21 protein-coding genes are annotated in these 26152 nt (G+C 72.1%); 14 read left to right on the top strand and 7 right to left on the bottom strand.

Going from position 1 to position 26152, the window contains the following annotated elements; all coding sequences use genetic code 11:
* Positions 1 to 24: 24 nt before the first annotated feature.
* The 5 genes from ID574_RS14750 to ID574_RS14730 all read left to right on the top strand — a co-directional run bounded on the left by ID574_RS14750 (position 25) and on the right by ID574_RS14730 (position 8168).
* Entirely contained in the window at positions 25 to 1434 is a 1410-nt protein-coding gene (locus tag ID574_RS14750) for an ATP-binding protein (protein WP_223166677.1), read from the top strand.
* Positions 1428 to 2630: a tetratricopeptide repeat protein gene (locus tag ID574_RS14745; RefSeq protein WP_188189347.1), complete on the top strand. Its 1203-nt coding sequence runs from the start codon at positions 1428 to 1430 to the stop codon at positions 2628 to 2630. Before ID574_RS14750 ends, ID574_RS14745 begins: the two co-directional genes overlap by 7 nt.
* Before the next feature lie 393 nt (positions 2631 to 3023).
* On the top strand, positions 3024 to 6296 hold the full coding sequence (locus ID574_RS14740) for an AfsR/SARP family transcriptional regulator (protein ID WP_188189346.1): 3273 nt from the start codon (positions 3024 to 3026) through the stop codon (positions 6294 to 6296).
* Between the two features lie 114 nt (positions 6297 to 6410).
* Positions 6411 to 7559 (top strand): FAD-dependent monooxygenase, encoded by a 1149-nt coding sequence (locus ID574_RS14735; RefSeq protein ID WP_188189345.1) that lies wholly within the window; start codon positions 6411 to 6413, stop codon positions 7557 to 7559.
* 33 nt (positions 7560 to 7592) lie between these two features.
* Positions 7593 to 8168: a hypothetical protein gene (locus ID574_RS14730; protein WP_188189344.1), complete on the top strand. Its 576-nt coding sequence runs from the start codon at positions 7593 to 7595 to the stop codon at positions 8166 to 8168.
* Here the strand turns inward: ID574_RS14730 and ID574_RS14725 are convergent.
* A complete protein-coding gene (locus ID574_RS14725) occupies positions 8158 to 8976 on the bottom strand; it encodes an SAM-dependent methyltransferase (RefSeq protein ID WP_188189343.1) in 819 nt (272 codons plus the stop codon). The two genes, ID574_RS14730 and ID574_RS14725, sit on opposite strands and share 11 nt — an antisense overlap.
* A gap of 334 nt (positions 8977 to 9310) precedes the next feature.
* Between ID574_RS14725 and ID574_RS14720 the strand changes: the two genes are divergently transcribed.
* Positions 9311 to 9496, top strand: a complete 186-nt coding sequence (locus ID574_RS14720; RefSeq protein WP_188189342.1) for a hypothetical protein — start codon at positions 9311 to 9313, stop codon at positions 9494 to 9496.
* A gap of 24 nt (positions 9497 to 9520) precedes the next feature.
* Here ID574_RS14720 and ID574_RS14715 read toward each other — a convergent pair whose 3' ends face one another.
* Positions 9521 to 10306 carry an N-acetylmuramoyl-L-alanine amidase gene (locus ID574_RS14715; protein WP_188189341.1) on the bottom strand — a complete coding sequence of 262 codons (786 nt, stop codon included), beginning with the start codon at positions 10304 to 10306 and terminating at the stop codon, positions 9521 to 9523.
* A gap of 286 nt (positions 10307 to 10592) precedes the next feature.
* On the opposite strand from ID574_RS14715, the gene ID574_RS14710 reads away from it, so the two are divergent.
* From ID574_RS14710 to ID574_RS14700, 3 genes are read left to right on the top strand one after another with little or no spacing between them, the layout of a single operon-like run.
* Positions 10593 to 11225, top strand: coding sequence for a GOLPH3/VPS74 family protein (locus ID574_RS14710; RefSeq protein WP_188189340.1), 633 nt, complete (start codon positions 10593 to 10595; stop codon positions 11223 to 11225).
* A gap of 32 nt (positions 11226 to 11257) precedes the next feature.
* Entirely contained in the window at positions 11258 to 12739 is a 1482-nt protein-coding gene (locus tag ID574_RS14705) for an APC family permease (RefSeq protein ID WP_188189339.1), read from the top strand.
* Positions 12740 to 12759: 20 nt separating this feature from the next.
* A complete protein-coding gene (locus tag ID574_RS14700) occupies positions 12760 to 13356 on the top strand; it encodes a GNAT family N-acetyltransferase (RefSeq protein ID WP_223166676.1) in 597 nt (198 codons plus the stop codon).
* A gap of 55 nt (positions 13357 to 13411) precedes the next feature.
* On the opposite strand, the gene ID574_RS14695 is transcribed toward ID574_RS14700, so the two are convergent.
* Positions 13412 to 13894, bottom strand: coding sequence for a hypothetical protein (locus tag ID574_RS14695; protein ID WP_188189338.1), 483 nt, complete (start codon positions 13892 to 13894; stop codon positions 13412 to 13414).
* A 170-nt stretch (positions 13895 to 14064) separates the two neighbouring features.
* Here ID574_RS14695 and ID574_RS14690 point away from each other — a divergent pair, with 170 nt between their 5' ends.
* The 5 genes from ID574_RS14690 (at position 14065) to ID574_RS14670 (ending at position 22827) form a co-directional block, all read left to right on the top strand.
* Positions 14065 to 17418 (top strand): ATP-binding protein, encoded by a 3354-nt coding sequence (locus ID574_RS14690; RefSeq protein ID WP_188189337.1) that lies wholly within the window; start codon positions 14065 to 14067, stop codon positions 17416 to 17418.
* A gap of 87 nt (positions 17419 to 17505) precedes the next feature.
* Positions 17506 to 20019 (top strand): glycoside hydrolase family 9 protein, encoded by a 2514-nt coding sequence (locus ID574_RS14685; protein ID WP_188189336.1) that lies wholly within the window; start codon positions 17506 to 17508, stop codon positions 20017 to 20019.
* Positions 20020 to 20094: 75 nt separating this feature from the next.
* Positions 20095 to 20418, top strand: a complete 324-nt coding sequence (locus tag ID574_RS14680) for a PadR family transcriptional regulator (protein ID WP_188189335.1) — start codon at positions 20095 to 20097, stop codon at positions 20416 to 20418.
* A gap of 178 nt (positions 20419 to 20596) precedes the next feature.
* Complete coding sequence (locus tag ID574_RS14675) at positions 20597 to 21181, top strand: hypothetical protein (protein WP_188189334.1); 585 nt, start codon at positions 20597 to 20599, stop codon at positions 21179 to 21181.
* A 179-nt stretch (positions 21182 to 21360) separates the two neighbouring features.
* The gene (locus tag ID574_RS14670) at positions 21361 to 22827 is read left to right on the top strand and encodes a pyridoxal phosphate-dependent decarboxylase family protein (RefSeq protein WP_188189333.1); all 1467 of its coding nucleotides are present in this window, start codon (positions 21361 to 21363) and stop codon (positions 22825 to 22827) included.
* Positions 22828 to 22887: 60 nt separating this feature from the next.
* On the opposite strand, the gene ID574_RS14665 is transcribed toward ID574_RS14670, so the two are convergent.
* The 4 genes from ID574_RS14665 to ID574_RS14650 form a co-directional block, all read right to left on the bottom strand.
* Positions 22888 to 24021: a monooxygenase gene (locus ID574_RS14665; RefSeq protein WP_188189332.1), complete on the bottom strand. Its 1134-nt coding sequence runs from the start codon at positions 24019 to 24021 to the stop codon at positions 22888 to 22890.
* 98 nt (positions 24022 to 24119) lie between these two features.
* Positions 24120 to 24797 carry a hypothetical protein gene (locus ID574_RS14660; RefSeq protein ID WP_188189331.1) on the bottom strand — a complete coding sequence of 226 codons (678 nt, stop codon included), beginning with the start codon at positions 24795 to 24797 and terminating at the stop codon, positions 24120 to 24122.
* Positions 24798 to 25808: a hypothetical protein gene (locus ID574_RS14655; RefSeq protein ID WP_188189330.1), complete on the bottom strand. Its 1011-nt coding sequence runs from the start codon at positions 25806 to 25808 to the stop codon at positions 24798 to 24800.
* Positions 25799 to 26110 (bottom strand): hypothetical protein, encoded by a 312-nt coding sequence (locus ID574_RS14650; RefSeq protein ID WP_188189329.1) that lies wholly within the window; start codon positions 26108 to 26110, stop codon positions 25799 to 25801. Before ID574_RS14650 ends, ID574_RS14655 begins: the two co-directional genes overlap by 10 nt.
* Positions 26111 to 26152: the final 42 nt, after the last annotated feature.

The following is a 26152-nucleotide window of genomic DNA, read 5'->3' as shown; positions in this document are numbered from 1 at the left end:
CCTTTGGTACGGAAGTGAAATTTCTTGACAGAAGGGACCGAGCGCGTGCTCGACGAAGCCGGCCTCCAGGCGCTCCGCGAGGCGGCCCGCCTGTCTCCGGACAACCTTCCGCTCCGTCGGCACCTCGCGGAGCAGCTTCTGGCCAAGGGATACCTCGCCGAGGCGGAGGCCGAGTTCCGGGCCGCGCTCGTGCTGGCGCCCAAGGACGTGGACGTCACGGCCGGGCTGGCGGAGGCGTTCGTGCGGCAGAGCGAGTACGGCGCGGCGCTTTCGGCCCTGGAGCCGTTCCTGACCGAGACCGGCCGGCCGACCTACCCGCCGAGGCTGGGCATCATCGTGGCCAGGGCGCTGCTCGGCGAGGGCGAGATCGGGAAGGCTCGGTACCGCTACTACGAGGCGATCGACCGCGATCCCTCCGTCGCCGACCCCGAGCTGGCCGCGAAGCTGCCGATCCCGGTCGCGCAGCCCACGCCGACGCCCGCCACCCCGTCGACGCCGGCCGCTCCTGCGTACGCCACCCCGTCCGGCGGGCCGCCTCCCGACTCGGCGCCCGGCGGGGCGGAGGTGGAGCGGTCGAAGCTGACGTTCGCCGACGTGGCCGGGATGGAGGCGGTCAAGGAGTCGCTGCGCGTCAAGCTCCTGCTGCCGATCCAGCAGCCGGAGCTGTTCGCCGCGTACGGCAAGCGCGCCGGCGGCGGCGTCCTGCTCTACGGCCCGCCGGGTGCGGGTAAGACGCACCTGGCCAGGGCCGCCGCGGGCGAGCTCGGGGCGTCGTTCGTCGACGTCGGTCTGGCCGACATCCTCGACATGTACGTCGGCTCCAGCGAGCGCAACCTGCGCGCCACGTTCGACCTGGCCCGCCGCAACCGCCCCTGCGTGCTGTTCTTCGACGAGGTCGACGCGCTGGCCGCCCGCCGCTCCGACATGCGCCAGGCACACACCCGGCAGCTGGTCAACCAGTTCCTGGCCGAGCTCGACGGCGTCGACCAGCACGCCAACGAAGGCGTCCTGGTGCTGGCGGCCACGAACGCGCCCTGGTACATCGACGTGGCTTTCCGCCGCCCCGGCCGGTTCGACCAGCTGGTGTTCGTGCCACCGCCGGACGCCGCGGCCCGCGCGGCCATCCTGCGCATCCTCTGCCGCGACAAACCGCTGGCCGAGATGGACTTCGACGCGGTGGCCCGGGCCACCGAGCACATGGTGGGCGCGGACCTGAAGGGCGTGGTCGACCGCGCGGTCGAGGTCAAGCTCCAGCAGTCGATCAGCGCGGGCCGCCCGATCCCGATGTCGACCGCCGACCTGCTGGCCGCCGCCAAGGGCGCCCGGCCCTCGGCGGTACGCGAGTGGATGGCCACCGCCCGCAACTACGTGCTGCACGCCAACGAGTCCGGCGTGTGGGACGAGCTGATGCCGTGGATCAAGGCCAAATGGTGAAGGTCGACGAGTCGATCGAGCGGGCGAGGACGCTGCTGCGGCTGCGGCGGCCGGCCGACGCCGAGCGGGAGCTGCGCGGCGTGCTCGCCGTCGAGCCGCAGCAGGACATGGCGCACTGTCTGCTGGCCTTCGCCCTGGTCCACCAGGGCAAGGCGGCGGAGGCGATGGTCGCGGCGCGGGAGGCCGTCCGCCTGGTGCCCGACCACTGGTATCCGCACTACGTGTCCGGGCAGGTGTTCCTGCACCTCGGCCTGGCCGACCCGGCGATCACCGCCGCCAACGAGTCGCTGGCGCAGTCCACCGAGCACACGTCCACGTGGGAACTGCTGGCCCGCGCCCACCTGCTCAAGGGACAGTGGCGTGAGGCGGCGGACGCGGCCAGGAGCGGGCTGGCCGTCGACCCCCAGGTGCCGGACCTGGTGAGCCTGCTCTCCATAGCCCACACCAAGCTGGGCGAGGCCGAGCCGGCCAGGGCCGCCGCGGCGCACGCCATCCAGCTGGACCCGGAGAGCGCCACCGCGCACCTGGCGGCCGGCCGGGCGGCGCTGGCCTTCGGCGACCCCAAGGCGGCCGCCGACTCCTTCCGCGAGGTGCTCCGGCTCGACCCCGGCTACTCCCCGGCCAGGGACCTCCTGGTGAGCGCGCTCAAGCAGCGCAACCCGCTGCAGCGGATGCTGTCGAAGCTGCGGAGGCGCTACCTCGGCGGCTGGCGGCTGGTGTTCCTGCTGCCCGTGGCGCCCCCGTTCATCGCCGTCTTCATCCTCATCGCGTTGCTGCACTGGGCGGCGTGGGTCTCGGAGTCGGTGACCGTGCTGCGGCTGACCCTCGCCAAGGCCACCCGGCTGCTCTTCGAAGGCGCCGAGGCCCGCGTGGCCATGGCGTGCTGCGCCCTGCTGCCTGCCGGGATCGCCGTGCTCGCGCTGGGCATCGCGCTCGGCCAGGAGCCCGTCGGCACGGCGGGCGTGGCGATCATGGCACTGATCACGCCCGTCCAGGAGGCCACGCACATCAGCTCGCCCCGGGGCCGCGTGGTCCTGCGGGTCTGGACCGGCTTGCTGGTGGCGGCCATCGTCGCGGCACTGATCGCCGGCTCGACGGGCGGCGCGCTGCTGAGCGTGTACGCCGGCCTCGGCACGATCTGGATCGCGGCCGGCGCCCGCCGCTTCTTCCGCGACCACCACGGCGCCCAGGTTTAGACGCCCACGTTGAGACGTCCTCCAGCGTGACCGCACGCAGCACGCCCTCCGTCTCGGCGTCGTACGCGTGGTCGACCCGATGCCCGACGAGCCGCGCGTCCCACCGGTGACCACGGCCACGTTGCCGGATAAATCAGCGTTGACCGTGGAAGCCCAATGTGTGAAAGTTTCACGCGTTTCCGCAGGCGAAGGCTCTCGCAGAGGCGGGGTGCGTTGACGGAGTGGAAGCGGGCTGGCCAGCATTGCGCCGCGACTCCCCTTGATCTCGAGCCGCGGGCGGACACGCGCTCCCGCCCGCGGCCTCCGGCCGAGCGCCCGTCCCGCGATCCCTGACCAAGCACCGTGGGACGGGCGCTCGCTTGTCAGGTCCCGGCGCTCCATAGGATTGCGGGCGTGCAGTTCGGCATCCTGGGGCCGCTCGTGGCGCGAACGCCCGATGGCGACACGGTCGCGGTCGGCAGCCCCCGGCCCCGTGCCCTGCTCGCGTTGCTGCTGCTCGACGCGGGCCGGATGGTGAGCGTCGAACGCCTCGTCGACGGCCAGTACGGCGACGACCCGCCGGCCGGCGCCGTCAACGCCATCCAGGCGCAGATCTCCCGGCTGAGGCGCAACCTGCCCGCGCACCTGATCGAGTTCCATGGCACGGGCTACCGGCTGGCGATCGACCGGGAGGACGTGGACGCGCACCGGTTCGAACGCCTCGCCCGCGAGGGCCGGCGGCTGCTCGCCCGCGGGCTCCACGCCGGGGTGGCCGCTCTGCTCAGAGACGCACTGGCCCTGTGGCGAGGGCCGGCGCTCGCGGACGTCGCCGACGCGCCGTTCGCGAGGGCGCAGGCGCGGCGGCTGGAGGAGCTGCGGTTGTCCGCCGTGGAAGACCTGGCCGAGGCCGAGCTGGCGCTCCCCGGGGCCGATCCGATGGCCGCGCTGCGGGAGCTGGTCGCCGCCCATCCGCTGCGCGAGCGGGCACGAGGGCTGCTGATGCGAGCCCTGCAGGCGGAGGGACGGCAGGCGGAGGCGCTCGCGGTGTTCGACGACACGCGCCGGCTCCTCGCCGCCGAGCTCGGCGCCGACCCCTCGCCCGAGCTGGCCGCCCTGCACCTGGAGATCCTGCGTGGCGAACGCCCGCGCGAACGGGAGCTCCGGGTGCGCCCACCGGCCCAGCTGACCAGCTTCGTGGGCCGGGAGGACGAGCTGGCCCGCGTCGCCGCCCTCCACGACGCCCGCCTGGTGACGATCGTCGGGCCGGGCGGCACGGGCAAGACCCGCCTCGCCCTCGAGTCCGTGACCCGGCCCACCGCCGCCTCCGCTCACGCGGCCGGCGCGCTCAGCGGCGGGCCGGGAGACCGGCACGCGGCCGAAACCCGTCCCGCGGGTCGCTCGGCGCGGGAGGTGTGCTTCGTGGACCTGTCGCTCGTGGACGGCGCGGGACCGCTGGGCCATGCCGGGGAGGCGTCGCAGGCGCGTGAGACGGGACAGGTGGCGGGGGCGGTGCTCGGAGCACTCGGGCTGCGTGAGTCGGCGCTGCGGCCGCCCGTGGCCGCCGGGCCCTCCGATCCCGCTGAGCGGCTGGTGGCGGCGCTGGCCGAGCAGGAGATCACGCTCGTTCTGGACAACTGCGAGCACGTCATCACCGAGGCGGCCACGCTCGTCCGCCGCCTGCTCGGCTCCTGCCCGCACCTCGCCATCCTGGCCACCAGCAGGGAGCCGCTGGGACTCACCGGGGAGCAGCTCATCCAGCTGGCTCCTCTCCCCACTCCGCCACCCGACGCCGAGGATCCGTGCCGCTACCCCGCCGTCAGGCTGTTCGCCGACCGGGCGGCGGCCGTGCGGCCCGGCTTCACCGTCGGACCGCACAACGTGGAGGCGGTCCTGCGGATCTGCACCGCGTTGGACGGCCTGCCGCTGGCCATCGAGCTGGCGGCGGCCCGGGTGCGGACGTTCGGCGTGGACGAGATCGCCACCCGGCTGACCGAGCACGGCAGGTTCACGCTGCTCTCGCGCGGCGACCGCACGGCCGCCGCCCGCCACCAGACGTTGCGCGCGGTCGTGGAGTGGAGCTGGAGCCTGCTCGACGCCGAGGAGCAGACGCTGGCCAGGCGGTTGTCGGTGTTCGCGGGTGGCGCGACCCTGGAGGCGATCGAGCGGGTCTGCGGCGCGGACGCCGCCGGGCCGCTCGCGGGGCTGGTGGACAAGTCGCTGGCGGAGACCGACGGCGAGCGCTACCAGATGCTCGACACCATCCGCCTGTTCTGCGCGGAACGGCTGGCAGAGGCAGGCGAGGAGGAGCCGCTGCGGCAGGCCCACGCGACCTGGTTCCTGGAGCTGGCACAGCGCGCCGAGGCGCACCTCTACCGCGCCGAGCAGCTCGACTGGCTGGCCCGGCTGTCGGCCGACAACGCCAACCTGCGGGCGGCGCTGCGCTGGAGCGTGGAGCACGACAGGCCGACGGCGCTGCGGCTGGTGGCGGCGCTCGCGATGTACTGGTGGCTGAGCGGGCGGCGAGACCAGGCCACGGGCCCCGCCGTACGCCTCCTCGACGCGATCGGCACCGAACCACCTGCCGAACTGGGCGACGAATACGTGCTGACCGTGCTCCACGCCCTCCCCGAAGCCGGGTCACCCCACTGGGCGCGCGCCCGGGCGATCATCGAGTCGCTGGACCGGCCGGTGCGCTCCCGGTTCGGCCCCGCTCTGTGGGGCATGATCACGGGCCCGCCCGCGCCGGGAACGGCCGGGCAGCAGCGGCAGGTGATGGGCGCCGATCCGTGGAGCCGGGCGCTGGAGGGGCTCGGCAACGCGTTGATGGCGTTGCTGAACGGCCAGGTGACGCGCGCCGAACGGGAGCTGGAGACGGTGCTGGCGGACTTCGGCGCGGTGGGCGAGCGCTGGGGGAAGGCGCAGGCGCTCGACTCACTCGCGGTGATCGCCGGCTGGCGTGGCGACTGGGCACGCGCCATGGGGCTGTGGAAGGACGCGATCGGGCTGCTCGAGGAGCTCGGCGCGCTGGAGGAGCTGGTGGACGTGCTCGTCCGGCGGGCGGACGCGCACCGGCGGGCGGGGGATGCCGGGGCGGCACGCGCCGACGGCGAACGCGCGGCGGATCTGGTGCGTCGGACGGGCAGGCCCGAGCTGATGGCGCAGGTGCACCTGCTGCTGGGCGAGCTCGCCCGCGCCGAGGGCGACCTGGCCGGCGCGGGCGAGCGGTTCGACGCGGCGCTGGACCTCCCGCTGGAGAATGGCGTGTTCACGGCCACGGGCACGAGGTCACGCATCCTGACGGCCCGGGGTCGCCTCACCGAGGCGACCGGCGACGTGGCGGAGGCCGGGCGCAGGCACCGCCAGGCGCTGACCGCCGCCCTGGCCTCGCCGCTGGCCACCGACCTCGCCGAAGTCGCCGACGGCCTGGCCGGACACGTCCTCCTCACCGGCACCGCGACGCGGACGCCCGGCGCGGCGGAGCGGGCGGCCGTGCTCCTCGGCGTAGGCGTGGCGCTGCGGGGGATCGCCGTGGCCGGGGACGTGGATGTGGCCGGGGTCGCCGCCGAAGCCACCCGCGCCCTCGGCCCGGAGGGCTTCGCGGCGGCGTTCGCCAAGGGCGCGGGCATGAGCAGGGACGAGGCGGTGGCAGCCCTCACCAGCGGCAGCACCGCGGACGGCAGCCGGTAGACGCCCGGCGACAAGCGGTGGCGGCGCTCCAGGAAGACGCCGGCTGACAGGGCGCGGGGCGGTTGTCAGCCAGTGGTCGCCGCACTGTCAGCGGCGGCGGCGAGGCTGCTCGGCGTGAAGAACACGAACATCCTCATCTCAGGCGCGAGCATCGCCGGCCCGGCCCTCGCCCACTGGCTCATCCGGTACGGCTTCAACGTGACGATCGTGGAGAAGGCCCCCGCACTGCGCCTGGGCGGGCAGGCGGTCGACTTCAAGGGCGAGACCCACCGTACGGTCCTGAGCCGCATGGGCATCCTGGACGACGTGCGCAAACTCCAGACCGGCGGCACCGACCAGGAGATCGTCGACGCGACCGGCCGCCGGCTGGCGATCATGCCCGGCGAGTTCACCGGCGGCGACCTGGAGATCAGACGCGGCGACCTGTCCAAGATCTTGTACGACCGCACGGCCCCGGCCTGCGAGTACGTCTTCGGCGACTCGATCACCTCGCTGACCGAGCCCCCGGCCGGCGACGGCGTGCACGTCACCTTCGAACGCTCCGCGCCCCGCACGTTCGACCTGGTGGTGGGGGCGGACGGGATCCACTCCAACGTCCGCCGCCTCGCCTTCGGCCCCGAGCGGGACCACGTGCGCTTCCTCGGTCACTACTACGCACTGGTGGAACTGGAGGAGGACTTCGGCGCGGTCCCGAGGATGTACAACGAGCCCGGCAGGATGGTGGCCGTCGGCGGGCCGAAGGCGCCCGCGTTCTTCACCTTCGCCTCCGGCCGGCTGGACTACGACCGCTACGACGTCGGGCACCAGAAGGACATCCTGACCCGCGCCTACGCGGGCATGGGCTGGCGGGTCCCCGCGATCATGGCGGCGGTGGGCCGCGCCGACGACGTGTACCTGGACGAGATCAGTCAGGTCAGGATCGACGGCTATCGCAAGGGCCGCGTGGTGCTGCTCGGCGACGCCGCCTACGGCAACACGCTGGGCGGCTTCGGCACCGGTCTGGCCGTGGTGGGCGCGTACGTGCTGGCGGGCGAGCTGGCCGCGGCCCGCGGCGATCATCACGTGGCCTTCGCCGAGTACGAGCGCCGGCTGCGCGGGTACGCCAAGATCGCCAAGAACGGCAACACCGGCCCCTTCCTCGCCCCCGCGACCCCGGCCGGGATCCGGATGCGCAACTGGATGTTCAAGTACCGCTTCCTGCTCGGTTTGATGATGAAGCTGGGCGACAAGTTCGCGACAGACATCGACCTGAAGAACTATTGAACCTTTGCGCCATCCGTCGCATCCAACCCGGACATGAACAAGTTCCACCAGGTAGCGGCCCTGGCCGCCGCGGCCGTCGCCGCCACCCTGATCGCCGTCCCCGCCGCCCACGCCGCCGAGCGCCCGTCGTGTCCCACCCCCTCGAAGGCGGAGGCGAAGCGGGCGCGGGCCGCCGAGGCCGACCGCCCGCCGAGGGGCGCGACGGCCATCAAGGGCGTCCGGGCGAACCACATCCCGAAGGGCTTCACGAACGGCGAGGTCAACGTGGACAAGCACGACGGCGTCGCCGAGTACGGCTACATGTGGACGGACGACCGGAGCGACATCGACCGCAAGCGCAAGCTGCTGTGGGTGCGGGTGGTGTGCTGGCCGAAGGCACGCACGCTCGCGGACCTGAGGAAGGCCCCGCTGCAGCTGGGCACGTTCTCCAGCGACGCGAAGACCGCCACGATCGGCGGCCGGAAGGTCCTCACGAAGGTGGGCGACGGCGCGCTGGGGCCGGGCAGGTATGCCGGCTGGGTCGAGCGCGACGGCGTGATGGTCACCGTGATGGCCTCCCAGCCGCTCGTCCCCCAGCTCGACGAGATCATCGAGGGGATCAGGCTCTGAGCCGCCCCACGCCGCCCTCGACGAGGAGCCGCGGCGTGCCGTCGAGCAGCGGGATGTGATCTTCCTCCGGGCCGACGTGCCATTCGTGGACGGGCACGAGACCCGGAGGAACCAGCTCGAACCCGTCGAACAGCGCCAGCACCTCCTCGTGGGTGCGGAACGTCGACTGGGCCGAGGTGCCCGCCGTCGCCATCTGGAGCCGGCCGATCGCCTCCGGGTCGCTCTCCGCCATCGAGTGGGAGATCATCAGGTAGCTGCCCGGCGCCATGTGCTCCCTGAAGGCGGCCACGATGCCGGCAGGGTCCTCCTCGTCCATGACGAAGTGGAGCACGCCGACCATCAGCACGCAGACCGGCAGGTCGAAGTCGATCAGGCCGGTGACGTGCGGGTCGGTGAGGATGTCGGCCGGACGGCGCACGTCGGCCTGGATGGAGGCGACGCCGGGGGCGTCGGCCAGCAGGACCTGGGCGTGCAGCCGCACCACCGGGTCGTTGTCGACGTAGACCACCCGGCAGGACGAGTTGACCTTGCGTGCGGCCTCGTGGATGCTCGGCGAGGTCGGGATGCCGGTGCCGAGGTCGATGAACTGGCGCACGCCCTGCTCGGCGACGTAGTGGACGGCCTCGATCAGGAAGTCGCGGTTGGCCCTGGCCACGAGGCGGGTGTCGGGGGCGACCGCGAGGAGCTTGTCGGCGACGGCGCGATCGATGGCGAAGTTGTCCTTGCCACCGAGGAGGTAGTCGTACACCCGGGCAGAACTCGGGACACTCGGGTCAACGCCGGGCGGAACGCGTTCTAGCTCGGTCACGAAAGGCCGTCTCCTTAGCCACGTACAAGGTGTAAGCCATCCTACTCGGCCGCACCGAACGATATTCCGGGCCAGCGCGGCGGCTGCGAGGGTCGCGCTGGTCTGCGGGTGGGACAGGAGCCGGAGCAGGCGGGCCGAGGTTTTCAGCATGCCTCTGCCCAGGCGGCTGGGCGTGGCGTCGTTCACGATCCAGGACATCGCACTCAACCGTGACGAGCAGCGCGGATTGTACTGCGGATCGGGATCGTAAATACAGCCGGATGACCGATGCGCTTTGACCTCGGGCCTGTGCATCCTGGTGGTGAGGGTTCCATCCGAGAGGAGTCACGAGGGCATGGAGAACGCGGCAGGCCGTCCGACCGTGGTCTTGGACAATGGCGTGGTCGGCAAGGTCATGCTGGCACATCCATACCGGCGCGACCTCGTGCTCGTGCTCGGCATGGACGGCACCCTGCTCAGTTGCCAGCTCGACGACATAGCCTGCGTGGTCGGCGGCAGGCCGCTCTGCCGCGACGGCTGAGCGGCGCCGATCGCGCCTGCCGACTCAGGTCAGGAAACGCTTGATCCCGGCGGCCAGGGAGTCGGCGATGCGCTGCCGGAAGCCCGGATCTGACAGCTTGGCGGCGTCGCCGCTGTTGCGCATGTTGCCGCACTCGACGAACACGGCCGGCCGTTTCGACAGGTTGAGCCCGCCCAGGTCGGTGCGGGTCTGCAGCCCGTCCTTGCCTCTGTAGGTCGCGTACGGCATGCCGGTGCCGGCCCGGTAGGCGTTCCTGACGTCCAGGCCGAGCCGCCGGGACGGCTCGACGACGGCGTCGTTGTGCCCGCGGAGCAGCCCCGGCATGATCACGTGGAACCCGTGCCCGCTCGGCGCGGCGCCGTCGGCGTGGATGGACACGACCGCGTTCGCCCTGGCCTTGTTGCCGATTTCGGCCCGCTCGGTGACGCACGGCCCGACGCCCTTGTCGTCGGGCCGGGTGAGCACGACCTCGGCGCCCATGTTCTCCAGGATCGGCTTGAGCCGGCTCGCGACATCCCAGGTGAAGGCGTGCTCCTGGTATCCGTCGTCGGTCTGGGTGCCGACCGTGTTACAGGCCTTGCGGCCGGTGATGATGTCGACCTGCCGGTTGATCTCCTTCGGGTGGGCGGCGTTGCCGCCGTTGTGACCGGGATCGATCACCACGGTCTTCCCGGTCAGGGCCCGTCCGCTGGGTGACAGGGTGGGAGACGGCGCCGCGGGCAGCGCCGTCTCGTGCGCGGCGGGCACGGAGCCGCCGCACGCGCCGCCCAGCGCGGCGAGCGCAGTGAGTGTCACGAGATACGCGCGCATGGTCCTGACCGTACCCGGCCTCGGACGACACACTCAGCACCTCGCTGACCTGCGACTTCATGTCGCGGCCCCGAACCGCTCAGCGGCCGCCCACAGCAGGACCGGACGGGAGCCTCAACGCCGCACCCACATTACTGGAACGCCCCATCGATAAATGTGAATAAGTCACCACAGAAAATGGGCCTACCCGTGCGATGGCGTTCTTGGTAGATATTTCCGCTGGCGGCTATGTGCTGCCACTTCTGCCGGTCATCCCTAAGAGCGATAGTGAGCGGACCGATTCAAGGTGCTTGCCGATGATTTCTTCCTCGTCGCATGGGATACGACCAGTTCGGGTAAGCCGCGGATGCATCTCCAGGGGATCGCGCTGGGCCTGGCCGGTGCGCTGATCGCGGAGCTGGTGCTGGCGCAGCGGGTCGCCGTGCGCGGGGTGCGGCTCGGCGTGGTCGACGTGCAGGGGCTCCAGGACCGCGTGGCCGACAAAGTGCTGTCCGAAATCAGGAATTCCCCACAACATACCGACGTGCGTACGTGGCTCGCATACCTCGCACAACGGTCGATTGCCGATGTGAGCGGACGGCTGGGAGCTTCGGGACTACTCCAGCGCCAAACCCCAAAAGTCCTCAAGCGCAAACAACCCCGCTATTTTTCCACCGATTTCAGCCGGGCCATGTGGCCCGCGACGCGGCTGCGGCTGTCCCTGGTCAGGTGTGAGCCGCTGTCGCCGCAGGACATGGCGCTGGCGACCCTGATGGACGCGTGCGACCTGACCGACACCGTGCTCGACGACCCGGCCGACCGGCGGGTGGCCCGCCAGTACCTCACCACGCTGATGGCCGCGATGCCCCCGCCGTTGCGCGACCTGAGCCGCCAGGTCCGCGCCGCCGTGGGCGACGCCGTGCTGACGTACCGCATCTGACCCGCCCTTCTCACCCCCCAGAAAGGAACACGATGCGTACCGCCAAATCCGCCGTCAAGCCCGACCCGATCTCCGGTGCCCTCGCCGCCGACCGGCTCGGCGCGCCTTCGGTCGTCTATTTCGTCCTGTCCGCCGCGGCGCCGCTCACGGTCGTCGCGGGTGTGGTCACCACCGCGTACGCGATCACTGAGATCACCGGCCTGCCGATCGCGTTCCTGGTGGTGGGGGTCGTGCTGGCGGTGTTCGCCGTCGGGTACGTGGCGATGGCCAGGCGCATGGCGAACGCCGGCGCGTTCTACACCTACGTCGCCCGGGGGCTCGGCCGGCCGGCGGGTATCGCGGCCGCCTGGATGGCGCTGATCGCGTACAACGCGCTGCAGGTGGGGTTGTACGGCGCGTTCGGCGCGGCGACGACGCCGCTGATCGAGCGCTGGTTCGGCGTCACGCCGCCCTGGTGGGTGGTGTCGCTGATCGCCTGGGCGCTGGTGGCGGCGCTGGGCGTGATGCGGGTGGACCTCAACGGCCGGCTGCTGGCCGTCCTGCTCACCGCCGAGGTGGCGGTCATCCTGCTGTTCGACTTCGCCGATCTGATCAACCCGGCCCCCTCGGGCTTCTCGATGGAGACGCTGGCGCCGGGCGCGCTGTTCACCGACGGCGTGGGGGCGCTGCTGGTGATCGCGACGCTGGGGTTCGTGGGGTTCGAGTCGTCCGTGGTGTTCTCCGAGGAAAGCCGCGAGCCCCGGCGTACGGTGCCGCTGGCGACGTACTCGGCGGTGGCGATCATCGCCTGCCTGTACGCGCTGTCGTCCTGGGCGATGACGGTCGCCACCGGCCCGGCCGACATCGTGGCCACGGCGCAGCGCGACCAGGCCGACACCATCTTCCTGCTCGCCCAGCAACACCTTGGGGCGACGGTCGTCGACATCGCCAGGGTGCTCTTCGCCACCAGCGTGTTCGCGGCGATGATCTCCTTCCACAACACCACCGCCCGCTACTTCTTCGCGCTCGGGCGCGAGCGGGTGCTGCCCGCCGCGTTCGGCCGCACGCGGGCGCGCAGCGGGGCGCCCAAGACCGGCTCGATCGCCCAGAGCGTGCTGGGCCTGGCGGTCATCGTGGTCTACGCGGTGCTCGGGCTCGATCCGCTGGTGCACCTGTTCTTCTACGGTGGCTCGTTCGGCGGCTTCGGAGTGCTGCTGTTGATCTTCGTGACGTCGATCGCGGTCATCGCCTTCTTCCTGCGCGAGCCCAGCGGCGAGACGCTCGGGCGGCGGCTGATCGCGCCCGTGCCCGCCGCGATCGCGCTGGCCGTGATGGTGTGGCTGGCGCTGGACAACTTCGCGACGCTGCTGGGCGTGCCCGAGGGCGATCCGCTGGCCTGGCTCCTGCCCGCGGTCTACGGCGTCGCCGCGGTCGTCGGCGTGATCTGGGCGCTTGTGCTGCGCGCCGGGCAGCCCGCGGTCTACTCTCTGGTCGGGATGGGCGCCAAGGCGGCCGCCGCCCAGGACACCGTCTGACCGAGAGGAGACCCCGGGCCATGGGAGAGACCTTCACGATGCGGCCGGACGTGCGGCAGGCGACGGCCGCGGATGTCCCGCAGGTCGCCGAGCTCATCGCGACCGCCTTCGCCCAGCTCAAGGTGGTGAGCTACCTCGTGCCCGAGCGAAGGGTGCGACACAAGATCCTCACCGCGAACTTCCAGATCTTCGTGGACCACGCGATCGAGCACGGCGAGGTCCACCTCCTGGACGACGGCCACGCGGCCGCGGTGTGGTTCCCCCGCACCGCGCCGCTGCCCGCCCCTGCCGACTACGACCGCCGCCTGGCCGAGATCACCGGCGAGTGGTGCGACCGGTTCCGGGTGCTCGACGACCTGTTCGACGAGCACCATCCGGCGGAGCCGCACCACTACCTGGCGTTCCTGGCCGTGCACCCCGACCACCAGAACCAGGGGCTCGGCTCCGCCCTGCTGCGCCACCACCACGGCAGGCTGGGCGGCGCGCCCGCGTACCTGGAGGCCAGCAGCACGGGCAGCCGAGACCTGTACATGCGGCACGGCTACCAGGCGCGCGAGCCGTTCACGCTCCCCGACGGGACGCTGTTCTGGCCCATGTGGCGACCCGGAAACGCGTGACGAAGGCCCCGCCGCTGCGGGGGCGGGGCGGCGGGGCCTTCTGGCGGGGGGACCGTCACAGGCCGGTCAGTTTGATCCTGACCACGTACTCGTACCTCGTCGGCTGCCTCCCCGCGAGGGTCTCCGTCACGATCTCGGTCTCGTTCCTGTCCAGCCCGGCGCAGGTCGAGCCGCGAGCGACGACGGATCCGAGGTTGTCGCCCGCGCCCCAGGCCGGGCCCTCGGTCTCGCGCAGGCTGAAGCGCACGTCGTCGTGGCGCGAGATGATCGCGACCGGGTGCTCGAAGTCGGCGGGGTCCCCGTCCCCGCCGGCCCTCATGGGGTAGTACTTGGCGTCGAATCGGGGGAACAGATTCCCCTCGACTCTGAAGCGGAGCTCGTCCCGGCCGTCCCGGTCCGCCACGCTGCCCGCGTCGATGTCGTACAGAGTCACGCGGCACGACGCGGCCGCGGCGGCGGCCGGGGTCGCGGTCAAGACCGCCGGCGTGATCAGTCCCCCTGCCACCGCGAGCGCGGCGATCGTCTTACGAGAGTGCATGCAGTTCCTCCCCGTATACCGGCGCCTCGCGACCTTCGCGAAACGCGGGATCAGGGTGGGGGAGGCATCGTGAGCGCACCGTTAGATCGCAGGTCAGTAGCACAGAGCACACGATCCCGGTAACGCCGGGCACAGGCGGACGCACGGCCGGCGCATAGCCTGCTTCAGGTATGGGAGACTCCCTTACCCTGCTGCTGCTCGGCACTCCGGAGCTGGCCGTCGGAGGGGCGCCCCTGGGGATCCGCTCCGCCAAGACCCGGGCTCTCCTCTGCTACCTCGCCACCACGCCCGGCGCCCGCTCACGGGCGGAGCTCGCGACGCTGTTGTGGGGTGAGCGCCCCGACGCCAACGCCCGCGGCAGCCTGCGACTGGCGCTGTCCGAGCTGCGCAGGGAAGTGGGCGACTGGCTCGACATCACCCGCGACCACGTCGCCTTCCGCGCCGACGACGCCTGCTTCGTGGACTACCGGCAGCTCAAGTGCGCCCCGACGGTGGCCGGGGCGCTTCGGCTGTGGCGCGGGGAGTTCCTCGACGGCCTCTGCTTCGGCGACGCGCCCGCCTTCGCCGGGTGGCTGGATTCGGAGCGGCGGCGGGCCCGGCTGCTCCTGCGGGAGCTGCTCGTCGGCGCCGGTGCTTCGGGTTCCGCGCACGTCGTACGGCTGGCCAGGATCGTGACGGAGCTGGACCCGTACGACGAGGAGGCCCACCGGCTGCTGATCACCTCCTTGGCCCGGACCGGCAACCGGGCCGCCGCGCTGGCCTCCTACGAGGAGCTACGCAACCGGCTGGCCCGCGAGCTGGGCGTCGATCCCGCGCCCGAGACGCGCGCCCTCAGACAGGACCTCGTCCCCAAGCCGGTGGCGGCCCGCCGCGCCGCCCTGCCCGTCCCCAGCTCGGAGCTGATCGGCAGGGAGGGCGATCTCCAGCGCGTCCGGTCCTCGCTGTCCCGCGAACGCCTCGTCACCCTGCTGGGCCCGGGCGGAGTCGGCAAGACTCGCCTCGCCATCGCCGCGGCCGAGACCGCCGAGCTCGACGCCGCGTTCGTCTCCTTCGCAGGCGTGCGGCCGGAAGCGGCCGTGACCACGCTCGCCCGCCGCCTCGGCGTGGATCTCTCACCGCCCCGCCCCGCCGTGGAGCTACTGCCGGCCGCCCTCACCGACCGCTCCTGCCTGCTCGTGCTCGACAACCTCGAGCACCTGCCCTCCTTCGACCCGGTGATCGGCGAGATCCTGCGTGCCGCCCCCGGCGTCCGCGTGCTGGCGACCAGCCGGCGGCGGCTGGAGCTGCCCGGCCAGCTGATCGTCCCCGTGGAGGGCCTGCCAGGACCGGCCGCCGAGGCTCTTTTCGGCGCGCGGGCGCTGAAGGCACAGCCGGCGTTCGACCCCGGTCGCGAGGCTCCGCTGGTGGCCGCGATCTGTGCCGCGACCGGCGGGCTCCCCTTGGCGATCGAGCTGGCGGCCAGCCTGCTGCGCGCCGTGCCCTGTGCCGACCTGGCCGAACGTCTCGGCGTGGACCCGGCTCTGCTCTACACCGCCGGGCCCGCCGCCCGCTCCCGGCACGCGAGCATGCGCACGGTCTTCGAGACGTCCTGGCGCCTGCTGGACCCGGCGGCGCAGGAGGCGCTCGCCGCGCTGTCGGTGTTCGGCGGCGGCTGCACGCTGGGCGCGGCCGTGGAGGTCGCAGGGGTCGGTGCGGACGTGCTGGTCCGCCTGGTGGATCACAGTATGATCCAGCTCACCTCGTCCGGCCGGTACGTCCTCCACCCCCTCATCCAGCAGCTCGCCGCCGCCCACCTGCGGGATCCCCAGGTACGGGAGCGGCACGCCCGCCACTTCGCCTGTCTTCTCGACCAGCACGCCACGGCGCTCCAGGACGGATCGGACGCCGAGGTCACCCGCGTGCTGGGCGCCGAGATGGACAACATCCGGCTCGCCTGGCCGGTGTCCGGGCAGGCTCGCTTCCTGGACCACTACTGGACGCTGTGCCTGCGCCTACGCCTGTACGAGGAGTCGGCGGCGATCGTCCGGCAGCACCTCGCCCGTACCTCCGAGGTCCCGCACCTGCGTGCCCGCCGGCTGAGGATGGCGGCGGTGAGCGAGCACCAGCTCGCCAGGGAACGCCAGGCCACCCGCCTGGCCACGGAAGCGCTCGACGTCCTCGGCGATCCGCTGCCGGCGTCTCCCACCGGCCTCGCGGTCGCGCTCCTTGCCGCCGCCGCCCGGCAGGCCGCGCACCGCCTCCTGCCCGGCCGGCGTACGGACGCCGCCGCCGAGGCCGCGCAGGCCCTGGCGTTGCTGGCCAGGATCGCCTATCACCAGCAGGACCTTCCGACGATGCTGACGGCCTCGCTCCGCCAGCTCAATGCCGCCGAGCGGACGACCGGCCCCGCGCTGAAGGCCGAGGCCTACGCATACTTCGCCACTGCCGCCCGCATCGCCGGACGCCACCGCCTGGCCGCCCGCTACGGCCTGCTCGCGGACCAGGCCCTGGCGAGCGTCGAGCACCCCTCCGACGCCGTGAACCGGGCCCGGCTGGCCCGCGGGATCGACCAGTTGTACGCGGGCGCGTTCGAGGACGCCCGCCGGTCGCTCACCGAGGGACGCGCCAGGACGCTCGACCCGCGGATGGCGGAGAGCTGCGTGGGCATGCTCGCCGAGACGGCGCTGTGGCGGGGGGACTTCGCGGCGGCCGCAGAGCTGTTCGCCGAGACTGAGGAGCTGGCGGTCGCGCGGGTGGGCGGGGACGACATCGGCCGCCACTGGTGCCTGATGGGCCGGGCGGAGGCGCTGCTTCGGCTGGACGGGGTGCCGGTGGAGCAGATCAGGGAGGTGGTGGCGGGCGCCCGCGCCTCGGTGAACCGCCGCCGCACGCACGAGAAGGAGCTCGGGCTCCGCGACGGGCCCGGCATGCGCACGATCCAGGACCTCCGCCTGCTCACCGCCTCCACCCGCCTCGCTCTCCGCGCCGCGGCGACTCCCCTCCCGCCCCCCGCCCTCCTGAACCCGCCGGCCCCCGGCACGCGCCGCGCCGTGCGGCGGAAGCCGGGCGACGACGGCCAGACTCTCGCCGCACGTCGTCGAGAGCCGGGCGACGACGGCCAGGCCGGCGCGCAGAGGGCCCTGGCCGAAGCGCTCGCTCTGGCGGCGCGGCTGCCGTCGGCGCAACCCGGCATGCTGGAGTGCTGGACCGGCCTCGCCGAGCTGCTCTGGAGCACCGGCGCCGTCGCGGCCGACCAGCCCGGATCCCGCGGCCGATCACCCGTCCGCCCGCACCGGGCGACCGCGCGCCTCCTGCACGCCCACCTCTCCCGATACGTGTCCCGCAACCCGGGCACCGCCGCCCGGATCGGCTGGGCGCGTGCCCTGGTGCTGGCCGCCGCGGGCAGGCGGAAGGCGGCCCTTCGCGCGGCCGAGCAGGCGATGAGCGACGCCGAACGCCTGGCCGCACCGTACGACCACCACCGGGCGGAGGAGCTGACCCGCCTCCTCCGCGATGAACGTTTCACCGGCTTCGAGGGCCGATAGTGCGCAAGCCGTTGACGGGGCGCCGACGGGAAAGGAGGATCGGATCGCTCTGTTTTGGGAGCGCTCCCAACCCCCCGAAGGACCTCCATGACCCGATGCCGGGCCGCCTTACTGGCCCTCCTCACCATGGTCGCCCTGTCCTCCGCCACGACCGCGCAGGCCGCGGACGAGGGACCCGAGCAGATCGTGAACGGCACCTTCGACACCGGAACCGCCCCCTGGTGGGGCACCGCCAACGTCACCCTCACCGTCGCCGACGGACGGCTCTGCGCCGACATCCCCGGCGGCACGGCCAACCCGTGGGACGTCATCATCGGCCAGAACGACATCCCACTGGTGGAAGGCGAGACGTACGCCTACAGATTCTTCGCCTCCGCGACCCCCGCCAAGGTCGGCAGGGCCCTGATCCAGCTCCCCGTGGACCCGTGGACCCAGTATCTGTCGGCCGCGCCGGACATGAGCGTCTCGGGCAACAGCTACTCCTACACGTTCACCGCGCCCGTGTCGCTGCCGAACTCGCAGGTCGTCTTCCAGCTGGGAGGCAGCGCCGAGCCCTGGAGGTTCTGCATGGACGACGTGTCGCTCAAGGGCGGCGCGGAGCCCGAGGTCTACGAGCCCGACACGGGCCCGCGCGTACGCGTGAACATGGTCGGCTACCTGCCCTCCGGCCCCAAGAAGGCCACCGTGGTCACCACTGCCACCACGCCGCTGGACTGGGAGCTCAAGAACGCCGCCAAGGAGACCGTCGCCCAGGGCAGGACCACCCCGAGAGGCGTGGACTCCAGCTCGGGGCAGAACGTCCACACGCTCGACTTCGGCTCGTTCCGCAAGCCGGGCCAGGACTACACGATCACGGCGGACGGCGAGACGAGCCGGCCGTTCGACATCGGCGCCGACATCTATGACCAGCTGCCGGCCGACGCGCTGAAGTTCTACTACACCCAGCGCAGCGGCATCGAGATCCTCGACAGCCTGCGGCCGGGCTACGGCCGGCCCGCCGGCCACGTCGGCGTGGCTCCCAACCTGGGCGACGTCGAGGTGCCCTGCCAGCCGGGCGTCTGCGACTACACGCTGAACGTCAAGGGCGGCTGGTACGACGCCGGCGACCACGGCAAGTACGTCGTCAACGGCGGCATCTCGGTCTACCAGCTCATGGCCACGTACGAACGGGACAAGGCGGCCTTCAAGGATGGCCAGCTGAACATCCCCGAGAGCGGCAACGGAAGGCCCGACATCCTGGACGAGGCCCGCTGGGAGCAGGAGTTCCTGCTGAGCATGCAGGTGCCGGACGGCAAGCCGTTCGCCGGGATGGCGCACCACAAGATCCACGACCGTAACTGGACCGGCCTGCCGCTGCTGCCGCACCTCGACCCGCAGCCGCGCGAGCTGCACCCGACCTCGACGGCCGCCACGCTCAACCTGGCCGCGACGGCGGCGCAGGCGGCCCGGCTGTTCGCCCCGTACGACGCCGAGTTCGCCGCCAGGAACCTCAAGGCGGCCCGCAAGGCGTGGGCGGCCGCCAAGGCCAACCCGGCCAGGTACGCCGATCCCAACGACGGCACCGGCGGCGGCCCCTACAACGACGACAACGTGACCGACGAGTTCTACTGGGCGGCCGCGGAGCTGTACATCACCACGGGCGAGAAGGAGTTCAGGGACTTCGTGCTGGCCTCGCCGCACCACACCGGCGACATCTGGCGCGAGCGCGGCTTCGACTGGGGCAACACCGCCCAGCTCGGCCGCCTCGACCTGGCGACCGTGCCCAACGGGCTGCCCGACCGGGCCCGGGTGCGGCAGTCGGTGATCGAAGGGGCCGAGAAGTATCTGGCGATCCAGAAGGCGCACCCGTACGGGCTCCCGTACAACCCGCCGGACTTCGACTGGGGCTCCAGCCACCTGGTGCTCAACAACATGGTGGTCATGGCCACGGCGTACGACCTGACCGGCCAGGAGAGATACCGGGCCGCCGTACGCGAGGGCATGGACTACATCCTGGGCCGCAACGCGCTCAACCAGTCGTACGTGACCGGCTACGGCGAGGTGGCCTCGAAGAACCAGCACAGCCGCTGGTACGCCCGCCAGCTCGACCCCGCGCTGCCCAACCCGCCGCGCGGCACGCTGGCCGGCGGCCCCAACTCCCACATCCAGGACCCGCTCGCGCAGCGACTGCTGCGCGGCTGCAAGCCGCAGTTCTGCTACATCGACCACATCGAGTCCTGGGCGACGAACGAGCTGACCATCAACTGGAACGCGCCGCTGGCCTGGGTCTCGGCCTTCCTGGCCGACAAGAGCGAGCGGTCGGACTGCCGGGTCCGCTACTCGGCCCGCGGCTCGGGCACGTTCACCGGCCAGGTCGTGATCGAGAACACCGGCAAGCGCACCGTGAACGGCTGGACCCTGCGGTGGTCGTTCCTGAGCGGCCAGCGGGTGCGGCACGGCCTGGGCGCGGCGCTCTCGCAGTCCGGCTCGGTGGTGACGGCCAAGGGCCACAACCAGATCAAGCCGGGCAGGTCCGTGACGTTCGGCTTCCTCGCCACCAACCCGTGGGGGCCGAATCCGGCGCCCGAGGTGTTCCACCTGAACGGCGACCGGTGTAAGTGATCCAGCGTGCCCGGCGGCCTTCTGAAGGCCGCCGGGCATTGCCGACGCTCCGTTCAACGGAATACTGTCGGCGTCATGCCGAGGGGAACGTCAGAAGTCAGCGAGCCGATGTACTTCGTGCTCGCCGCCCTGCGCGCGGAGCCGCTGCACGGACACGCGATCAGCAAGGCGGTCAAGGAACTGTCGGGGGGCCGGGTCCAGCCGTCGGTCGGCACCCTCTACGGCATCCTGGAACGCCTCAACGAGCGCGGCGTGATCCAGGTGGACCGTGAAGAGGTCGTCAACGGCCGCAACCGGCGCTACTTCCGGATCACCGACGACGGCCGCGCCCTCGTGGAGGCCGAGGCGCGGCGCATGCAGGCGGCCGCCGCCCTCGTCCTGAGACCGGCGGGTTCATGACGGCCATCGACCCGGCCCCCGACGCTTCTTACACCCACCGGTGAGCGCGACCACGACGCCGGGCGCGCGAGTCGCGACCGCGCTCCTGGCCTTGGCGTCCTCTGCGGGGGCGCCGCCGCCTCCGCGGACCCGGCACTCGACCGCAGACATCGGATCGAGAAGATCAAGGCCAGGCTGCATGGAGGAGAAGGGCTTCAGGTACGTCCCCTACGTGAGGCCTGAGGCCCGGCAGAGCGAGGAGGAGCGCCTGCGTGCCGCGGGCGACTACGCGGCGATGCGGGTCCACCGCGCGTTCTTCGGGTTCGGCGTGTTCTCGGTGTACGTCCGCGGCAGAGCGCCGGTGGAACCGTCGGCCGACCCCAATGACAAGATCACCCAGGATCGGCCCGAGGGCTACCGAGCGGCGCTGAACGCGGCCATGGCCGCCTGTCTCGAGGAAAAGGGATACGAGGTCGCGGACGCCACGCCCGTCGCCCTCTCCACGCGTGGCCGGGAGGCGTTCGCCGATCTGGACACCCGGCTGGGCGGAGCCGAGCCCCCACCGATGGAGGAGGGCGAGCTCTTCATCACCATCGACTGGAAGGTCCTCACGTACGAGGAGGCCAAGCCCCACCTGGGCCAGGAGATCAAGGCCGCGCTGGACGACCTCGAGTGCGGCGGGGAGTTCTATCCCGCGTACCAGCCGCGCGAGAACGCGATCGAGCGGCGAACCTACGACAGGTACGGCACGACGCCCTTCCCGTGGGCGTCCGAGGAGGCATGAGGAGGATCTGGCCAGTCGTGCTCCTGCCGGTGCTCGTCCTGGCCCCTGAGCGCCGCCGCGCCACAGGCCGTGGCCGAAGTTCTGGGCGCCGGACTGAGACCATTGACCGGAAGCGCGCGGCGGAATTATGTTCGGTCGTCCGCCGTCTCGTGCCACGCCCGCATCGCGAAGGAGCCTCCGTGAACCTTCCCCCGACCGGACGGACCGCCGAGGAGCTGCTGGCCGAGGTGGCCAGGCTCAAGGAGCACGACTTACCGGTGCGCGGCGGACAGGTGACCGCCTACGTCTACGACACGGGGCGGGCCGAGGTCAACGACGCGGCGGCGCGGGCGTACTTCGAGATGCTGGAGGTCAACTGCCTCGATCCGACCGCGTTCCCGAGCGTGGTGGAGATGGAGCGGCAGGTGGTCGGCGCCGTGGCCGACGAGCTCGGCGGCGGCCACGGGATCTTCACCAGCGGCGGCACAGAGTCGATCATGCTGGCGGTGAAGGCGGCCCGCGACATGGGCAGGCGCGGCCGTCCCGACACCGGCCGTCCCGATGTCGACCGACCCCACACCGGCCGTCCCAACATCGTCGTCCCGGTCACCGCCCACCCCGCCTTCCACAAGGCCGCGCACTACCTGGGCGTCGAGGTCACGGCCGTGCCGGTGGACCTGGAGACGTACCGGGTGCGGGCGCCGGACGTCGCGGCCGCCATCGACGACGACACCATCCTCGTCGTCGCCTCCGCGCCCTCCTACCCGCAGGGCGTGATCGACCCGATCGAGGAGGTCGCCGCCTTGGCCGCGGCGGCGGGTGTGCCGTGCCACGTGGACGCGTGCGTCGGCGGGTGGCTGCTCCCGTGGCTGCGCGCGGCCGGGGCGGCGGTCCCGCCGTTCGACCTGTCCGTGCCCGGCGTCACGTCGATCTCCTGCGACCTCCACAAGTTCGGGTACGCCCCCAAGGGCGCCTCGGTCGTGCTCTTCGCCGATCCCGCGATGCGGCGCAAGGCGTACTTCGCCTCGGCGGCCTGGCCCGGGTACACGATCATCAACGCGACCGTGCAGAGCTCCAGGTCGGCGGGCCCGCTCGGCGGCGCCTGGGCCACCCTGCAGGCGCTCGGGAGAGAGGGCTACCTGGAGCTGGGCCGCGCCACGCTGGAGGCGACGCGGCGGCTGCGCGAGGGCATCGCGGCGATCCCCGGGCTGCGGGTGCTGGGGGAGCCGGAGTCGGCGCTGGTGGCGTTCGCCGGGGACGGGATCGACGTGTTCGTACTGGCGGACGAGGCGCGGGGGCGGGGCTGGTTCCTGCAGCCGCAGCTGTCGTACGCGGGCATCCCGGCCAACCTGCACATCACGGTCACCGGCGTGACGCTGGCCGGGGTCGAGGCCATGCTGAAGGTGATCGCCGACTCGGCCGCGGCCGCCCGGGAACGCGGCCCCGCCCTGCTCCCCGAAGGCCTGGTCGAGCTGGTGGCCGACATGGACCTGGAGGCGCTCGACGACGCGACCTTCGCCGAGCTGGCCGCCTCCGTGGGGGTGGACCTGCGGCAGGGGGCGGGCCAGCCGCAGATGGCGGTGGTCAACGCGGTGCTGGACGCGCTGCCCGCGGCGAGCAGGGAAGCCGTGCTGGTGCGCTTCCTGTCGGTCGTCTACGGCTCATAGGGCGGGCGACGGACACCTCGAGGCCGCGGCAGTCCCGGCCCATGCCGCCTCGTCCAGGCCCTAGGTGGCCGAGATGATGGCCAGGCCCAGGCACATCTCGTCGCTGGTGCCGTCGCCCCACACGACGTACCGCGGCGGCAGCTTCTGGAGCTGCGGCAGTTGCGCGCGCAGGCCGGCGTCGTGCGTGCACGTCACCCGTACCACGTCGCCTTTCTCGAGCTGCACGGGTTCGGGAAGCACGCGGAGAGACTGGTCGTCGAAGTCGTAGTCGGGCACGTCCAGGATCGTGCGGGCCTTCGGCGTGCCGGGGTTCAGCTCCATCTTGATGGCCCGGCCGAGCAGGTGCATGTGGCCGGCCGTGGCGTGGACCACGGCGGGGCCCTGAACGGGCAGGTCGCAGTGCTGCGTCGGCCCCGGCTCGACCGGGCCGCAGAACTGGGCCAGCTCGGCCGACTGCTGCTCGATCTCCCTGCCGAACCGCTTGCTGACGTCCTTCACGGCCTCCTCCCGGTCGCACAGCGGGCCGGACTCCTTCGGCGTGCAGGGCAGCTCGACCGGCGCGGGGAACTGCGCGGTCTCCAGCGGCGTCAGCGTCTGGTCGGTGACCCGCAGCCGGATCCCCGAGCGGTCGGTGCCCGGCTTGCCGTCCACGCCGAGCAGGTTGTAATGGACCTGCATGACGAGCTGGCTGCCCGACGGCAGCTGGTAGCCGTACTTCGGGTTGATGAGGGTCTCGTTCGTGCCGGGGGCCCAGTGGGCCACCCATGACGCCTCGTCGATGCCCGAGTCGCCGAAGCAGGTCCAGCCCTGGCCGGGGGCTTCGGCGTCCAGCTTGCGGGCCTGCGCGGCCTGCTCGGGGCCGAGCCTGAAGAAGATCGCGTGGTGGACGAGGTCGACGTTCTGGGGCTGGAACTGGGCGCCGGTGAGGAACACCTGGCTCGCCAGCTTCGGGTCGATGAGGAAGCAACGGTAGTCGTCCGTGCCGCCGTTGGGCGGCCCCGGCGTGTACGGCTCCGCCATCGTCAGGCTCACGAACCGTTCGCCGGCCCGCAGCGGGGCCGCCGCGGGCGTGGACGTGGTGGCATGGCCGCCGTGACCTTCGTGGCCTGCCGGGGCGGCGGGAGCGGCCGCGCCGCAAGAGGCGAGCAGGACGACCGCGAGGAGCAAGGCGGCTGCCTGGGCGAGTCGGTTCATGGCTTCCACCCTCGCCCACCGCCGGCGTCCGGGCATCCTTCCGGGGGACGTTTCACGGTCGTCCCGTGGGATGACCCAGGTCTACGACCTGGGTCGCGCTACTCCGCCAGTTCCTCCAGCCGTTGCCGGGCGAACGAGCTGATCTCCTCGTCTTCGGCGGTGGCCGCGTGCTGCAGGAGGTTCGTGTCGTCCTCGTCGGACAGGTGCGCGGCGGCCGCCGCGGCGAACAGCCGGGCCACCGGATCGGGCCCTTCGAGCCGGGCGAGGACGTCCCGCGGGTCGGGCTCCTCCTCGCCGTCCAAGCGGATCAACCACTCGGCCAGCTCTTTGACCTCGCCCGGCTCCAGGGCCGCCGCCCCGGCCGCAAGCTGGTCGTCCGCGGCCTCGGCCAGGAACTCGAGGACCTTCCAGCGGACGGCTCTCTCGGGATCCCGGCTCAGGTTCATGACCTGCGCGATGACGGGCCCGTGCGCGCTGTCGGCGCTCAACAGCACGATCTCGATCGCGAAGTACCGAACGCGGGGAAGCGGGTGGGCGAGCAGGGCCGGAACCTCGTCCAGCAGCGGGGCGGCGCGCTCTCCCAGCTCCGACAGCAGCCAGGTCCCCGTCTTGACGGCCGCGTCGTCACCGCTGCGGAGGAGCGTCCGGAGGTTCTCGACGGGGTAGCCCGCATACAGCTCACTCAGCAGGTCGTTGGCCGCCGGGCCCACGACGTCGTCGTCGGCCGAATGCGTGCGGATGCGCTCTACCAGGCCATCGCCTGCTTGCGTCTGCATCTACTGTTGTCCACCCCATCTCCTCTGCATGTCCTCCCGGATCCTCCTGAGGGCGTCCCTCTCCATATTGATCCGGGTCCTGTGCCCGGCCTCCTCGCCGAGAACCCTCTGCTCGTTTTCTCTTCTGCTGATGCTCTTCAGCAGTTCCCGCTGGACCTGCTCCGCCTGCTCTTTCGTCATGCCCCTGGTGTCGCGGGGAAGGTCGCCGTGGATTTTTCCTGACGAGTCCCGGCGGAACAGGCCCCTGCCGCCCCCGCCCCCGCCGCCGCCCCCACCGCCGCGGCGGCCTCCGCCGCCACGACGGCTGTTGCCGCCTCTTCGCGCATTGTTGTTGTTGCGGCCCATCTGGGCCATGTAGTCGCGCACGTGGCGGGGGCCGGTCGTCGTCCTCGGGCCGAGCGCCGCCGGGCGCAGGGGCACGCTGCGACCGCTCGCCCCGGCGAGCGCCGGACTGAATCCGGGGCCCCCCGGGCGGCGCAGGTTCTCCAGGATCCGGCGCATCGGGTCTGTGACCCGCTGCCTCAGCATGGGGGCCAGCACCTTGCCGGTGCCCTCGCTGCCCTCACGCAGGATCCTGCCGACGGCCTGGCGGCGCATGAGGATGCGCGCTGTGATGGCCGCACCGGCGGCCGCGCCGCCGAACAGCATCAATCGGTGGATGTCGATCAAAGTGGCCGCCGCCTGCGTCGCCGAGGCGACCTTCACCGCGGACACCACGGAGGCGCCGCCGTCGAGGAACGCGGGCGACATCCGCATCGCGGTGGCGGCCTGAGTGAGATGGGTCGCCGAGCCCGCGTTCCAGTGCCCGCTCATGGCGGCGGCCGAGTCGCCTCGGTAGACCTGCTGCGTGTTGCGGACGGCCAGGGCGGCCTTTTCGGCCTCGGAGATCACGTTGGCGCGCGCGGTGCGGTCGGCGTTGCCTTCCGCCCTCATCATGTCCTCGTCGATGGACAGCCAGGGACCGAGCATCGGCATGATCCCGGCGAGCTCGGGGGGAAGGGTCAGACCCATACGCGGCCGACGTTCTCGGTGTTCGCGAGCTCGGTGTCGCGCATGTTCCTCGTCGCGGTGTGCAGGCCGTCGCCGGTCGTGGCGATCTCCTCCGACAGGCCGCCGAGCGCGGCGACCATGATCTGCCGGCATTCGGCGTACGCGCTGGTGAACACGGCGAACAGACCGTCGTCGTTCCAGGAGGAGACGCCGTCGCCCTGCTGTCCGTATGCCTGAACGGCGGCCCCGGAGCCCTCACCGTGGGTCCTGATCCGGGAGGCCTCCTGCCCCACCGCCCCCATGGACATCTCAAGTCCCATCATGCCCGGTTACCATACCGTCATATTTCAGGATCATGGCGCGCG

It is taken from the genome of Nonomuraea sp. SYSU D8015 (genome assembly GCF_008065375.1).
GTDB lineage: Bacteria > Actinomycetota > Actinomycetes > Streptosporangiales > Streptosporangiaceae > Nonomuraea.
Note: the sequence above shows the minus strand (reverse complement) of the source record. Positions and strands in the feature narration are given on the sequence as shown.